A 13,228-nucleotide genomic window follows, 5' to 3' on the forward strand; every position below is an offset into this window, starting at 1 on the left:
ACCGGTATCCGGGTCATCTCGACGAGAGGCCCGGGCCGGCATAAGACACCTCTGTTGATCGATTCAAAGAGGTTAAAACGAAGGGTTGCGACCTGCTTGCAGGTGACATCCCTTTAAATGAAGGTAAGGAGAAAATAGAAATGGCATTTGACGCATACATCCAGATCGACGGCATTCCAGGTGAAGTTCTGGACGACAAACACAAGGATTGGATCGAAGTGCTGGGCTACGAGTACGGCGCAACCCAGGCGACTTCCGCGACGGCCAGCTCTTCGGGCGGTGCTTCGTCGGAGCGTGTTGCGTTGAGCGACTTCAGCATCCGCAAAGCCGTGGACAAGGCTTCTGCCAAGCTGTTCGAAGCCTGCTGCAAAGGCACGCACATCGCCAAGATCCAGTTGAACGTGAACCGTGCCGGTGGCGACAAGGTGACCTACCTGACCATCAACCTGGAAGAAGTCGTGGTGTCGTCCGTGAAAGCGGTCGCTGGCGGCAGCCAGAACGGTGAAGACAAAGCGGTTGGCGATCTGCCGATCGAAGAAATCAGCTTCAACTTCGCCCGCATCAAGACCACCTACACCCAGCAGAGCCGTGCAGATGGCCAGGGCGGCGGTAACGTCACCGGTGGCTGGGATCGCACCGCGAACAAGGTTTTCGCATAACACCGTAGTAATGACGGGCCGTACAAGCGGCTCGTTTTCGGCACCGTGCCTGCCCGGCGGGCGCGGTGTTCTTTTAGTCTGATCAGAGTTTCCCATGTCTGAATTTCTCAACGACCTTTCGCTGGCCGAACTGACCGCGCCCATCAATGAGGGGAGCGGCGAAGACCTGAGCTTTTCCACCTTGTTCGATCAGGTGAAAGAAGCACGGCGAGCAGACCCCGATTACCTGACCCAGGGTGACTGGCAAACCGATCTGAAGTCATCCGACTGGGATCTGACCCTCACCCTGGCTGCCCAGGGCCTGGCTCGCCAGAGCAAGGACCTGATGCTCGTCGCCTGGCTCAGCGAAGCCTTGGCGCACAAGTACCATTTCACCGGTATCACCTTTGGCCTGACCCTGGCCGAACGCCTGCTGGACAATTTCTGGACCGGCCTCTTCCCTTCCCTCGAGGACGGGGTCGATGAACGCGCTGCCCGCCTGGCGTGGATGAAAACCTCGCTGGCGGATGTGGTGGGCGGACTGCCCATCACCCAGGGTCAACAGTACGGCCTGCTGCGTTATGACGAATCCCGGCACGTCGAAAACCTGGCATTGCAGAACCCCCAGGCCATGCGCACGGCCCTCGACGAAGGCAAGATCAACGCCGAGGTATTCCAACGCTCGGTAGTGCTGACCGACTCCGATCACCTGCGCCAGAAGGCCAGCGAAATCGCCGCCAGCCTCAATGCCTGCCAGCAACTGCAGAGCACCGCCGACAGGCTATTCGGCAATGACGCGCCGAGTTTTGCCGGGCTCCACGACGTGTTGTCCCGCGCCGGGCAACTGGCCGAGAAGCTGCTCAAGGATCGCGGCATCGAACTGAACCCGGCCCCTGTCGCGCCCACCCCGACCGTCGCCGAAAACGCTGGCGCACAACCTGCAGGTGCCGCAATGACCCAGACCCAGCAAGACATCCCCGTCACACCGCTGCGCACCACCCCGCAAACTCGCGACGAGGCATTCACCCTGCTGGCGGGCATCGCGCAGTTCTTCAAGCAGACCGAACCCCAGAGCCCCGTCCCCTACCTGATCGAACGGGCGATCAAATGGGGCAACATGCCGCTCGAGGGTTGGCTCAACGATGTGATCAAGGACAGCAGCGTGGTGGACAACATCCGGGATGTGCTGGGGACGAAGGAAGCGAAGTCCTGATTGTTCAAACGCCGAGAAACCTGTGGCGAGGGAGCTTGCTCCCGCTGGGCTGCGCAGCAGCCCCCCAAAAAAAGACACCACCGCACATCACAGTGAGCACCCACTCATTCAAACGAACTGCACCTACGCAGGCGGATCAATCTGATCCAGCACCCGGTTCGCCGTAATCTCCGCCAACATCACACTGTTGGAAATCCCCAGCAGCGCATTGCGCGATCCACCGTCCAAGTGATCCACCAACTGGTGAACCATCACATCCACCGAGGCCAGCGTCTCAACCAGATAAACCACCAAGGTTTCGGTATCAACCTGCGGGTCGACGGTAAACAAGGTACTGACCGTACGCGGCGTGGCTTTGATATCGGCGGACGAGGGGAAGTGGAAATCGAGGGCGCGCTTGGCGGCTTCGTTGAGTTTGTTTGAATCGGGTTCGTACGGGGATACCGGATCGGTGTCCGGCGGGTTGGGCGTTACTTTGAACATATGCTGAGTTTCCTGTTGGTGTGCCACCCCTCTTGCGACTAAACGAAAGGGAGGCAACTGTACGCAGGTTAGTCGACCGGGAAACTCAGCAATCCGGCGCGCCCGAGGGCGCCCTGCGTACAGTCACCATCAATTACAGGTAATGAAAGACCTGCAAGACAGATGCATGCACAACTGAGTTAACGCGAGCGACTAAACCCGACCACTGATGGGCAGTGGCAGGGAAACGATAGAGGCCAGCCCCAAGACGCACAAGCCGGCGGATTCTGGCGTAACCGTAGGCAACGGCGCAAGGTCTTGTAGCTTTCATCGAGTAAGCCTGACAACATTTAAACACCCGCGTTCCTGAAGTTTTTCAATGCGAAAAAATTACAACGTGGGTGCTTGAGTAAGCCAACCAAGGTACCGGTAGCGCACATGGTCCTCGGAGATCTGACCAACGTCACTCTGCGTGACCAGATCCGGGAAGTGCCCAAGGCTGTTGAAGTCAAGCACAAGGAACCGGCCACCAAACAACTGATCTAGTACACCATTGTCAATGATGTAACGGTTGCTGTGCCCAGCAGTGCCAGTAAGGCCACGACCAGCGGCGACCGAAAAACGAGCGCCTGTACCGCCATGGGCCGACTCAACTTGGTCAGAGGAAGCATCGTGACGCTGGCAGCGGCTGGCAACCGTGCGGCCGGGGTGATGACGCTAGATTGCGTGGAGCGTTGCTTGTGAAGTGCAGCCGGAGTATCACGTTTGAAGCCGGTGAACCGGTGATGGTGAAAGAACCTTCAGCGACTCTGGATATCCCGCAGGTCACTCTATACGGCAACCTGTAGGTGAATGGCGACGTCAACGCAACAGGGACTGTCTTGGATGTCGGTGGAAACTCGAACCATCACAGTCACTAGACCTGCTGAGCGGGGACTACGGTTTTTTTAGGGTCCGTTGTTGTACCGAATAGATATCCTGCAATCGCCCCCAATATGCCTAACGCGACACTGAAATCGCTAATGCTCGCCAACGCTAACAACGAGCTGAAAATTGCAATCAAGACGATGCCTATGGCTCGAAGGTTCATTGGTCCGCCCCCCCTTGCATTCTCCAAAAGATCCCTAACAAGGTGACAAAGCCTATAACGGCAATGATCCAGGTGATTTGCTGTTCCATAGTAAGCGTATGGCTGATTCACCTTGCGTGACTAAGCCAGATACCAGAGATGTGGTATCAGTTCCGCAATTTCACTCGCCCGCTACGCCAGCAGGGCCGACTAAATCAAACTCATAATCGCGGCTACGCGCTTGCCGCTGCGCAGCAACCTGCGGAGAGCTAGTTCTTAACCTCGAGCGCCCACGGCGTTATCTGGTACGGCTGGCGCCTTTGTGTCAGGGAACATTTTGGTGAGACAAAGTGTCATAACCATTCATCAGATTTCAACCCGACCATTACCAAGGAGAGGTAAGCATGGCTTTCGACGCCTTCATACAAATCGACGAAATCCCTGGCGAAGCGCTGGATGAGCAGTACCCCAACTGGATCGAGATCACGAGCTACAACTTCGGCGTCAATCAAAGCACCTCTGCCACCGCGAGCTCTTCTGGCGGTGCAACCTCAGGGCGTACGACCCTGACCAATTTTACCTTCACCAAGTTTCTCGACATCGCCAGTTGCAAGCTGCTGGAAGCAAGCTGTGCGGGTCAACATTTTAAGGAAGTGAAGCTCGTGCTTTGTCGGGCGGGCACGGACAAGCTTAAGTACTACGAAATTGTCTTGGAAGAGGTGATCATTGCCGACTACTCACAGAACGCCAGTTCGGGCGTTCCCATCGAAGTCATTCAGTTGAACTACGGGCGTATCAAAACCATCTACACCCGGCAGAAACGTTCCGATGGTAGTGGTGGCGGTAATGTGGCGGGGGGTTGGGATCGGATCAACAACAAGAAGTACGCGTGAGGTAAGGCAATGTCTGAAGCACGCAGTTTCATCAACCCAAGAACCCAGTCGTACCAGTCGTTGAAAGCTAGTACACCGGTGTCGGGGTACGCCAAAGGCAAGTTCGATGTCTTGAATGTGCATATTGCCAACAGCGTGGTCATGGCCGGGGAGTTGGTTATTGTGGGCGACTCCGATACGCCATCTTGCACCAGCCACGAAGCGTTCCTGATGGCCAAGGCGGCTCAGGTGCACACGGGGCTGCTGACTAGCGGGGTGGAGGCGGACGATTTTTTTCTGGAACACTTCGACTTGCTGCAGAGCGTGCTGGCCAACGCTTCAATGGGAGCTGGTGCCGCCAGCGAGGGATGGAGCAAGCATCTGGAAAATATCAAGGCCACACTTGAGGAGATCGAGAAACTACACCGCGATTACCTCGGCTCTGGCACCCTCAGTGCCCGCGACGCGTTTTACGCCAAGCGCACCACTTTGTTCATGAAGCTCGAAAAACAGTTGGGGAACATTGCCGCGTACGGCTCAGGGTTACGTAACCTGGGAAAGATCAAGCAGGCATTGGGCATTTCGACCCATAGCTACCTCCATACAGGCGAGATCGCCGGCTATGCCGACAAAGTGTCTGGCGTTGCCAAAGCGTCGAATCTGGTCAAGAAAGGCACGTATATCGGTACTGCGCTGGATGTGGCATCCACAGGTTTGTCGATTCATAAAGCCTGCACGATGGGCCGAGAGGACCAATGCCGCCGCGCCAGATATGTCGAAAGCTCGACATTGATGGGTAGCCTGGCGGGCGGCAGCGCCGGCGGGTATCTGGGCGGTATGGCAGGGACTGCTGTTTGTGCAGTCGTTCTGGGGGTTAGTACAGGCGGCCCAGGAGCACTGGCTTGTGCTGTGGTAGGCGGTGCGGTGGGCGGTAAGATCGGCGGTGACATCGGTAGCGACAGAGGCGAGGTGCTGGGTGACTTTTTGTATCGTGAGGTATCGGAGTGAATGAAGTCGACCCTGGACTGGTTGCGCTGCTGATCATCGTCCCTATGGTGTTGGCCATCGTCGTGCAGTGTTACGTTGCGCATAAGTACACCGAGCGCTTTGAGTCATTGCTGACGAACTGCACCTTCGTGACCGGCAATAAAAATGCATTCCAGCATGCAGGTTTGCTGGGCAAGGTCATGCGCACTGGGTTGATCTCTATGGTGTTGGCCATACCGAAAGTCTTCGTGCGCAGGGGGTTGATTGACTTCAATGAAGTGAAACGCTTCCCGTCGCGGATGAGGCGGTTACTGGTGAGCCTGTTGGGCATTCACATCGTGTTGTTCGCCGCGCTGGTCATTTCCCATTATGCATAGCCCCTGAACCTTATAAGTCAGGTCGGCATCCACCGATGCGGCAACAGTTGTCCAATCTCGCTCGCCCGATATGTCGGTAGCCGAATCAGCACATCTTTGAGATAGGCATTCATGCCCATTCATACGTGCCGCCCCCTTGATCCCTAGGCTGCATAGCGCTGCCCATTCAGCACTGACGCACCCGAACCAAAGCAACCAACTGAATACCTGAAAGCAGCTGCATTAAGCGGGCTTTCAATGTGAGTTATGGTCGGGCCGCTCTGCTGCGGGGATGAGTGCTGATCTACGACAATCCAGGGAGATGCAAAAAAATCGAAGGCAACTGATATTCAGTTTGGAGCTACAGGCCGAACACGTCGGCCTGTTTTGATATTCTGTTGCAACTGGCGCAAAAGAACGTGAAGCTATTTATCTCACATCATGTATATCGCGGATTTTTCGCGCACGGCATCAGCTTGACGCAGCTTCACCGCTGATCCCCTTCCTTACCCTTCTCTTCTCCCCCATGCCGGGCCTGCGCCCGGCATAAACCCGTGCCTGCCGTTTGTCCGCTGCTGCCCGTGGCGCACATTTTTGCATGCCATCCAGCCAGAAACTCCATTCGGGGACTTGTGCTTCCGGTATTATGGTATACCATCAGACGCACAGACACCCAAAACCTCTACGGAGCAGCTCATGAGTTTCGAAATCCGCAAGATCGTCAGCTATGTCGAAGAAACCTTTATTGAAGGCGGCAAAGCCACCGATAAGCCCGTGACCATGGTCGGTCTGGCCGTGGTGATGAAGAACCCCTGGCTGGGCAACGGTTTCGTCGAAGACCTGAAACCGCAGATCCGCGCCAACTGCTCCGACCTCGGTGCGCTGATGGTCGAGCGCCTCGTGGGCATCATTGGCGGTGCCGAGAAAATCGAGGCTTACGGCAAGGCTGCGGTGGTCGGCGCCGACGGCGAGATCGAGCACGCTTCGGCGGTGATCCACACCCTGCGCTTCGGCAACCATTACCGCGAAGCGGTCAAGGCCAAGAGCTACCTGAGCTTCACAAACAAGCGCGGTGGCCCGGGTACTTCGATCCAGATCCCGATGATGCACAAGGACGACGAAGGCCTGCGTTCGCACTACATCACCCTGGAAATGCAGATCGAAGACGCACCGCGTGCCGACGAAATCGTCGTGGTCCTGGGTTGCGCCGACGGTGGCCGCCTGCACCCGCGCATCGGCAACCGCTACATCGACCTGGAAGAACTGGCTGCCGAAAAAGCCCAGTAACCGGCCAGCAAAACGACAACAAAAAAGGCTGTAGGAGTGCTCCATGATTCGGCTCACCGCTGAACTCACCCCGGCTGGCACCAGTTACCTGGCGACCGGCCAAGGCCAGCCCGTGGTCTTGATCCACGGCGTGGGCCTGAACAAAGAAATGTGGGGCGGCCAGATCGTTGGCCTGGCCACGAAGTACCGCGTCGTCGCCTACGACATGCTCGGCCATGGCGCTAGCCCGCGCCCTTCGATCGGCACGCCGCTGCTCGGCTATGCCGACCAGTTGCTGGAGCTGCTCGACCACCTGCAATTGCCCAAGGCAACGGTGATCGGTTTTTCCATGGGCGGGCTGGTGGCGCGGGCGTTTGCCTTGCACTACCCGCAACGCCTGGAGGGCCTGGTGGTGCTCAACAGCGTGTTCAACCGCAGCGCCGAACAGCGTGCCGGGGTCATCGCCCGCACCAGCCAGGCTGCCGAACACGGGCCGGACGTCAATGCCGAAGCGGCGCTGTCGCGCTGGTTCAGCCGCGAATACCAGGCCGCGAACCCGGCGCAGATCGCCGCGATTCGCCAGACCCTGGCCGGCAATGACCCGCAGGGTTACCTGACCACTTATGAACTGTTCGCCACCCAGGACATGTACCGCGCCGACGACCTGGCCAGTATCCAGGTGCCGACGCTGATCGCCACCGGCGAGCTGGACCCCGGTTCGACCCCGGAAATGGCCAAGCAACTGGCCGAACGCATTCCCGGTGCGACCGTTGCCGTGCTCGCCGAGCAACGGCATATGATGCCCGTAGAGTCGCCGCGCCTGGTCAACCAGCTGTTGCTGGAGTTTCTGCAGACCGCGCACTCCCAACAAAACCAGATCAAGGGGATCGTTGCATGACACTCGCACGCTTCCAGATGTGCATCGGCGGTGAATGGGTCGATGCCCTGTCCGGCAAGACCTTCGAAAGCCTCAATCCGGCGCTGGCCGAGCCTTGGGCCGAACTGCCCGATGCCGACGAAGCCGATGTCGAGCGCGCGGTACAAGCCGCGCAAACCGCTTTCGACAGCCCGGCATGGCGCGGTTTGACCGCCACCGCTCGCGGCAAATTGCTGCGACGCCTGGGCGACCTGATCGCCGAGAACAAAGAACAACTGGCGCAGCTGGAAAGCCGCGACAACGGCAAGCTGATCCGCGAAACCCGTGGCCAGGTCGGCTATCTGCCGGAGTTCTTCCACTACACCGCAGGCCTGGCGGACAAGCTCGAAGGCGGCACCCTGCCGCTGGACAAGCCGGACCTGTTTGCCTACACCGTGCACGAAGCCATGGGCGTGGTTGCCGCGATCATTCCATGGAACAGCCCGCTGTACCTGACCGCGATCAAACTCGCCCCGGCCCTCGCGGCGGGCAACACCATCGTGATCAAGCCGTCGGAACACGCTTCGGCGACCATTCTTGAACTGGCACGCCTGGCGCTGGAAGCCGGGATTCCGCCGGGGGTGGTCAACGTCGTCACCGGTTACGGCCCGAGCACCGGCGCCGCCCTCACCCGCCATCCGCTGATCCGCAAGATCGCCTTCACCGGCGGCGCGGCCACGGCGCGGCATGTGGTGCGCAGCAGCGCGGAGAACTTCGCCAAACTGTCGCTGGAACTGGGGGGTAAATCGCCGAACATCATCTTCGCCGACGCCGACCTCGACAGCGCGATCAACGGCGCCATCGCCGGGATCTACGCCGCCTCCGGGCAGAGCTGCGTCTCCGGTTCGCGCTTGCTGGTGCAGGACGAGATCTACGACGAATTCGTCGGCCGTCTGGTGGAACGCGCCCAGCGCATCCGCATCGGCAACCCCCAGGACGACAGCAGCGAAATGGGCCCGATGGCCACCGCGCAGCAACTGGCCGTGGTCGAAGGTCTGGTGGCCGATGCCATTGCCGAAGGTGCGCGCCTGCGCTTGGGCGGCAAGCGCCCAGAGAATCTGGGTGAAGGCTGGTTCTACGAACCAACGCTGTTCGAGTGCGACCGCAACTCGATGAAGATCATGCAGGAAGAAGTCTTTGGTCCGGTGGCTTCGGTCATCCGTTTCAAGGACGAAGCCGAAGCCCTGGCGATCGCCAACGACTCGCAGTTCGGCCTCGCCGCCGGCATCTGGACCCGAGATTTGGGCCGTGCCCATCGCCTGGCCCGGGACGTGCGTTCGGGGATCATCTGGGTCAACACCTACCGCGCCGTCTCGGCCATGGCGCCGATCGGCGGCTTCAAGAACAGTGGCTATGGACGCGAAAGCGGCATCGATTCGGTGCTGGCCTACACCGAGCTGAAAACGGTGTGGATCAACCTGTCCCAGGCGCCGATGCCTGATCCCTTCGTGATGCGCTAGGAGTCCTGGAAAATGATCGAACCCGGCATTTACAAAGACGTCATGAGTTCGTTCCCGTCCGGGGTCACGGTGGTCACCACCCTGGACCCGGACGGCGGCATCGTCGGCATCACCGCCAGCGCCTTCAGTGCGCTGTCGATTGACCCGGCACTGGTGCTGTTCTGCCCCAACTACGGCTCCGACACCTACCCGGTGCTGCGCGACAGCAAGCAGTTCGCGATTCATTTGCTGTCCGCCGAGCAGACCGCTGAGGCCTATGCCTTCGCCGGTAAAGGCAAGGACAAGGCCAAAGGCATCGAGTGGCACCTGAGCGAACTGGGTAACCCGATCCTGGCCAAGGCGACGGCGATCATCGAGTGCGAACTGTGGCGCGAATACGACGGCGGTGATCACGCGATCATCGTCGGCGCGGTGAAGAACCTGATCCTGCCCGCGCAACCGGTCACGCCGATGATCTACCACAAAGGCAAGCTGGGGCCGTTGCCCACTTTGGCCTGATGGTTGAACACAATCCCACAGGGTCCACCACTTTACTCAGGAGCCGGCATGAGCCCAGCAGCCTCGTTACTGTTCCGCCAGCAGGCCTACATCAATGGCCAATGGCTGGACGCGCCGGATGGCGCCTGTCAGGACATCTTCAACCCGGCCACCGGTGAACTCATCGGCCGGGTACCGAACCTCGGCGCCGAACACGCACGCCTGGCTATCGAGGCCGCCAACAAGGCCTGGCCGGCCTGGCGCGCACTGACCGCCAAGGAACGCAGCAATACGCTCAAGCGCTGGCATGCCTTGATGCTGGAAAACGCCGACGCCCTGGCAAACATCCTCACCCTCGAACAAGGCAAGCCACTGGCTGAAGCCAAGGGCGAAATCCTCTATGCCGCGAGCTTCATCGAGTGGTTCGCCGAAGAGGCCAAGCGCATCTACGGCGACACCATTCCCAGCCACAAGGGCGACGCGCGCATCGTCGTCAGCAAGGAGCCGATTGGTGTCGTCGCGGCCATCACGCCGTGGAACTTCCCGGCGGCGATGATCACCCGCAAGGCCGGCCCCGCGCTGGCGGCCGGTTGCCCGTGCATCGTCAAACCGGCCCCGGAAACGCCGTTCTCGGCACTGGCCATGGCCGCACTGGCGGAACAGGCTGGCATTCCAGCGGGCATTTTCAACGTGATCACTGGCGATGCCATTGCCATCGGTGGTGAGCTGACTTCAAGCCCACTCGTGCGCAAACTGTCGTTCACCGGCTCCACCGGGATCGGAAAATTGCTGATGGCCCAGTGCGCGCCGACCCTGAAAAAAGTCTCGCTGGAACTGGGCGGCAACGCGCCGTTCATTGTCTTCGACGATGCCGATCTGGAGCGCGCGGTAGACGGCGCGCTGATCGCAAAATTCCGCAACGCCGGGCAGACCTGCGTCTGCGTCAATCGCTTCCTGGTGCAGGACGGCATCCACGACGCCTTTGTCGCACGCCTGGCCGAGCGGGTTTCGCAACTCAAGGTCGGCAGCGGTTTCGATGATGGCGTCACCCAAGGGCCGCTGATCAACGAGCGTGCCGTGGCCAAGGTGGAAGACCATGTGCAAGATGCCCTGGCAAACGGCGCACAATTGCTGTGCGGCGGCGAACGCCATGCATTGGGCAACGGCTTCTTCCAGCCAACCGTTTTGGCGGGCGTTACCACGCAAATGAAAGTCGCCCAAGAAGAAACCTTCGGCCCGCTGGCAGCGGTGTTCCGTTTCGACACCGAGGCCCAGGCCGTCGAGATGGCCAACGACACCGAATTCGGCCTGGCCGCCTACTGCTACACCCGCGACCTGGGCCGCGCCTGGCGCATGAGCGAGGCACTGGAATACGGCATGGTCGGGATCAACGAAGGGCTGATTTCCACCGAAGTCGCGCCGTTTGGCGGTATCAAATCCTCGGGGCTGGGCCGTGAAGGGTCGAAGTACGGCATCGAGGACTACCTGGAACTCAAATACACCTTGATGGGCGGCCTCTGAGCCCACGGGAGCTACGCAAATGAACAACGAAAAATACGAAAAAGGCCTGAAGATCCGCACCCAGGTGCTGGGCGAGGCCTACGTCAACCGTTCCATCGAAAACGCCGACGACTTCACCCGACCCTTGCAGGAAATGGTCACCGAATATTGTTGGGGTCATGTCTGGGGTCGTGAGGGTTTATCGCTCAAGGAGCGCAGCATGATCAACCTGGCGATGATCTCGGCCCTCAACCGGCCCCATGAACTCAAGCTGCATGTGCGCGGCGCCTTGCGTAACGGCCTGAGTCGTGAGCAAATACGCGAAATATTGCTTCAGGTCGGCATTTATTGCGGTGTCCCCGCTGCCGTAGACAGTTTCCGGCTCGCCCGTGAAGCCTTCGCCGAAGCCGATGCCGAGGCCTCCAGTTAACCCTTGGCTGTTTGATCCGACCGAGCACATGGATTCCCGTAATCGAAGTGTTCTTTTTGCATGGACAGCCACAATCAGAGCGGACCCCATGAAACGCCTGCCACTCGACGACAGCTTCAAGGTCAATCGCAACCCCGTTACCCTGCGCGAAATCGTGCTGGATAAACTGCGAAGCGCCATCATGAACTTCCAGCTCCTGCCGGGAGACCGTCTGGTCGAACGCGATCTGTGCGATCGCCTGGGCGTCAGCCGTACCTCCGTGCGCGAAGCCTTGCGTCACCTCGAATCCGAAGGCCTGGTGGAATTCGCCGACGCCAAGGGCCCGCGTGTCGCGATCATCACCCTGGCCGATGCCGTGGACATCTACGAGCTGCGCTGCGTACTCGAAGGGCTGATCGTGCAACTGTTCACCCTGCGCGCCAAGGCCAAGGACATCAAGGCCCTGGAAAAAGCCCTCGAAGAAAACCGCAAGGCGCTGAAAGACGGCGAGCTGCAACAGGTCATCGACTCGGTGCAGGGTTTCTACGACGTGCTGCTCGAAGGCTCGGGCAACCATGTCGCGGCCACTCAGCTGCGCCAGCTGCAGGCACGCATCAGCTACCTGCGCGCGACCTCGGTGTCCCAGGAAAACCGTCGCGGCGCGAGCAACCAGGAAATGGAGCGCATGGTCGAGGCGATCAAGGGCGGCGATCCGCTGGCCGCCCACCAGGCTTGCGTCGACCACGTGCGTGCGGCCGCTGCCGTGGCCCTGGACTACCTCAAGCGCAAGCAGGAAGAAACCGGCGACATCCCGGCGATCACCCAGCCCATCGCGCTGAAAGAACCGCGCATAGGTCGCTGAAATGTTCAGCCCGAGCTTTTGCCCCAAGTGCGGTAGCGCTGATCTCGGTCAGCAGGTGCCGCCGGGCGATACGCACGAGCGCCTGATGTGCCGCGGTTGCGGCTACATCCACTACATCAATCCGAAGATCATTGCCGGCTGCATCATCGAGCAGGACGGCAAGTACCTGCTGTGCCAACGCGCGATTCCGCCGCGTCCGGGCACCTGGACCCTGCCGGCGGGCTTCATGGAAAGCGGCGAGACCACCGAGCAGGCGGCCTTGCGCGAGGTCTGGGAAGAAAGCGGCGTGCGTGCGGAAATCGTCTCGCCCTATTCGATCTTCAGCGTGCCGCAGATCAGCGAGGTGTACATCATCTTCCGCGCCATCGCGCTGGAGATCACCGGGCAGTACGGGCCGGAGACCCTCGACTACAAGTTCTTCGCGCCTGAGGATATTCCCTGGGACAGCATCTACTACCCGGCGATCCGGCAGATTCTTGAGCGCTATATCGAGGAGCGTCAGGCCGGGGTGTATGGCATTTACATGGGCAATGATGACAGCGGGAAGATTCACTTTATTCGCTAGCTGTTTTGGAGAATCCCCTTCTTCGGCTGTTTTCTGGTCGGTGTACATATCCATTGCTGCGGTAACGGCCACTTAGGGTTCCGCCCTTACGGCGGGTCACTTGGAAGAGCCCCAAGTAACCAAGGGCTCTTGCCCCTGACATTCGGTGCCTCGCTGTGGCTCGGCATGCCCTCGCT

General features: G+C 59.7%; 15 protein-coding genes and 1 pseudogene. 14 read left to right on the top strand and 2 right to left on the bottom strand.

Going from position 1 to position 13,228, the window contains the following annotated elements; genetic code table 11:
- The first annotated feature begins 140 nt into the window (after positions 1–140).
- Both VC35_RS21950 and tssA read left to right on the top strand, forming a co-directional pair.
- A complete protein-coding gene (locus VC35_RS21950; RefSeq protein WP_007978712.1) occupies positions 141–659 on the top strand; it encodes an Hcp family type VI secretion system effector in 519 nt (172 codons plus the stop codon).
- A gap of 94 nt (positions 660–753) precedes the next feature.
- A complete protein-coding gene (gene tssA / locus VC35_RS21955; protein ID WP_046042548.1) occupies positions 754–1,851 on the top strand; it encodes a type VI secretion system protein TssA in 1,098 nt (365 codons plus the stop codon).
- A 123-nt stretch (positions 1,852–1,974) separates the two neighbouring features.
- Here tssA and VC35_RS21960 read toward each other — a convergent pair whose 3' ends face one another.
- Positions 1,975–2,334 carry a DUF6124 family protein gene (locus VC35_RS21960; protein WP_046042549.1) on the bottom strand — a complete coding sequence of 120 codons (360 nt, stop codon included), beginning with the start codon at positions 2,332–2,334 and terminating at the stop codon, positions 1,975–1,977.
- 384 nt (positions 2,335–2,718) lie between these two features.
- Between VC35_RS21960 and VC35_RS29625 the strand changes: the two genes are divergently transcribed.
- The 4 genes from VC35_RS29625 (at position 2,719) to VC35_RS21975 (ending at position 5,618) form a co-directional block, all read left to right on the top strand.
- On the top strand, positions 2,719–2,859 hold the full coding sequence (locus VC35_RS29625; protein ID WP_185754826.1) for a hypothetical protein: 141 nt from the start codon (positions 2,719–2,721) through the stop codon (positions 2,857–2,859).
- A gap of 927 nt (positions 2,860–3,786) precedes the next feature.
- Complete coding sequence (locus VC35_RS21965) at positions 3,787–4,275, top strand: Hcp family type VI secretion system effector (RefSeq protein ID WP_046042550.1); 489 nt, start codon at positions 3,787–3,789, stop codon at positions 4,273–4,275.
- 9 nt (positions 4,276–4,284) lie between these two features.
- Positions 4,285–5,262 (top strand): hypothetical protein, encoded by a 978-nt coding sequence (locus tag VC35_RS21970; protein WP_046042551.1) that lies wholly within the window; start codon positions 4,285–4,287, stop codon positions 5,260–5,262.
- Positions 5,259–5,618 (top strand): hypothetical protein, encoded by a 360-nt coding sequence (locus tag VC35_RS21975; protein WP_046042552.1) that lies wholly within the window; start codon positions 5,259–5,261, stop codon positions 5,616–5,618. The genes VC35_RS21970 and VC35_RS21975 overlap by 4 nt, the downstream gene beginning before the upstream one ends.
- 17 nt (positions 5,619–5,635) lie before the next feature.
- Here the strand turns inward: VC35_RS21975 and VC35_RS29630 are convergent.
- A pseudogene (locus VC35_RS29630) lies at positions 5,636–5,747 on the bottom strand (transposase domain-containing protein); the annotation flags it as partial.
- Positions 5,748–6,293: 546 nt separating this feature from the next.
- On the opposite strand from VC35_RS29630, the gene VC35_RS21980 reads away from it, so the two are divergent.
- The 8 genes from VC35_RS21980 to VC35_RS22015 all read left to right on the top strand — a co-directional run bounded on the left by VC35_RS21980 (position 6,294) and on the right by VC35_RS22015 (position 13,052).
- Positions 6,294–6,884: an amino acid synthesis family protein gene (locus VC35_RS21980; protein WP_007978708.1), complete on the top strand. Its 591-nt coding sequence runs from the start codon at positions 6,294–6,296 to the stop codon at positions 6,882–6,884.
- Positions 6,885–6,927: 43 nt separating this feature from the next.
- Positions 6,928–7,761: an alpha/beta fold hydrolase gene (locus tag VC35_RS21985; RefSeq protein WP_046042553.1), complete on the top strand. Its 834-nt coding sequence runs from the start codon at positions 6,928–6,930 to the stop codon at positions 7,759–7,761.
- Positions 7,758–9,239: an aldehyde dehydrogenase gene (locus VC35_RS21990; RefSeq protein ID WP_046042554.1), complete on the top strand. Its 1,482-nt coding sequence runs from the start codon at positions 7,758–7,760 to the stop codon at positions 9,237–9,239. The genes VC35_RS21985 and VC35_RS21990 overlap by 4 nt, the downstream gene beginning before the upstream one ends.
- A gap of 12 nt (positions 9,240–9,251) precedes the next feature.
- Entirely contained in the window at positions 9,252–9,737 is a 486-nt protein-coding gene (locus VC35_RS21995; protein ID WP_046042555.1) for a flavin reductase family protein, read from the top strand.
- A gap of 48 nt (positions 9,738–9,785) precedes the next feature.
- Complete coding sequence (locus tag VC35_RS22000; RefSeq protein WP_046042557.1) at positions 9,786–11,237, top strand: NAD-dependent succinate-semialdehyde dehydrogenase; 1,452 nt, start codon at positions 9,786–9,788, stop codon at positions 11,235–11,237.
- 19 nt (positions 11,238–11,256) lie between these two features.
- Complete coding sequence (locus VC35_RS22005; RefSeq protein WP_007991919.1) at positions 11,257–11,646, top strand: carboxymuconolactone decarboxylase family protein; 390 nt, start codon at positions 11,257–11,259, stop codon at positions 11,644–11,646.
- An 88-nt stretch (positions 11,647–11,734) separates the two neighbouring features.
- Positions 11,735–12,487, top strand: coding sequence for a GntR family transcriptional regulator (locus tag VC35_RS22010; RefSeq protein ID WP_046042558.1), 753 nt, complete (start codon positions 11,735–11,737; stop codon positions 12,485–12,487).
- Position 12,488: 1 nt separating this feature from the next.
- Entirely contained in the window at positions 12,489–13,052 is a 564-nt protein-coding gene (locus VC35_RS22015; protein WP_046042559.1) for an NUDIX hydrolase, read from the top strand.
- Positions 13,053–13,228: the final 176 nt, after the last annotated feature.

The organism is Pseudomonas fluorescens (assembly GCF_000967965.1).
In the GTDB taxonomy this organism is placed as follows: Bacteria; Pseudomonadota; Gammaproteobacteria; order Pseudomonadales; family Pseudomonadaceae; genus Aquipseudomonas; species Aquipseudomonas grandcourensis.

Excerpts from the sequence above, each read along its gene's own strand:
- VC35_RS21990 (WP_046042554.1), top strand. The coding sequence starts at position 7,758 with ATGACACTCGCACGCTTCCAGATGTGCATCGGCGGTGAATGGGTCGAT.
- VC35_RS22000 (WP_046042557.1), top strand. The coding sequence starts at position 9,786 with ATGAGCCCAGCAGCCTCGTTACTGTTCCGCCAGCAGGCCTACATCAAT.
- VC35_RS21970 (WP_046042551.1), top strand. The coding sequence starts at position 4,285 with ATGTCTGAAGCACGCAGTTTCATCAACCCAAGAACCCAGTCGTACCAG.
- VC35_RS21995 (WP_046042555.1), top strand. The coding sequence starts at position 9,252 with ATGATCGAACCCGGCATTTACAAAGACGTCATGAGTTCGTTCCCGTCC.
- VC35_RS22005 (WP_007991919.1), top strand. The coding sequence starts at position 11,257 with ATGAACAACGAAAAATACGAAAAAGGCCTGAAGATCCGCACCCAGGTG.
- VC35_RS21950 (WP_007978712.1), top strand. The coding sequence starts at position 141 with ATGGCATTTGACGCATACATCCAGATCGACGGCATTCCAGGTGAAGTT.
- VC35_RS22015 (WP_046042559.1), top strand. The coding sequence starts at position 12,489 with ATGTTCAGCCCGAGCTTTTGCCCCAAGTGCGGTAGCGCTGATCTCGGT.
- VC35_RS22010 (WP_046042558.1), top strand. The coding sequence starts at position 11,735 with ATGAAACGCCTGCCACTCGACGACAGCTTCAAGGTCAATCGCAACCCC.
- VC35_RS21985 (WP_046042553.1), top strand. The coding sequence starts at position 6,928 with ATGATTCGGCTCACCGCTGAACTCACCCCGGCTGGCACCAGTTACCTG.
- tssA (WP_046042548.1), top strand. The coding sequence starts at position 754 with ATGTCTGAATTTCTCAACGACCTTTCGCTGGCCGAACTGACCGCGCCC.
- VC35_RS21960 (WP_046042549.1), bottom strand. The coding sequence starts at position 2,334 with ATGTTCAAAGTAACGCCCAACCCGCCGGACACCGATCCGGTATCCCCG.
- VC35_RS21965 (WP_046042550.1), top strand. The coding sequence starts at position 3,787 with ATGGCTTTCGACGCCTTCATACAAATCGACGAAATCCCTGGCGAAGCG.
- VC35_RS21980 (WP_007978708.1), top strand. The coding sequence starts at position 6,294 with ATGAGTTTCGAAATCCGCAAGATCGTCAGCTATGTCGAAGAAACCTTT.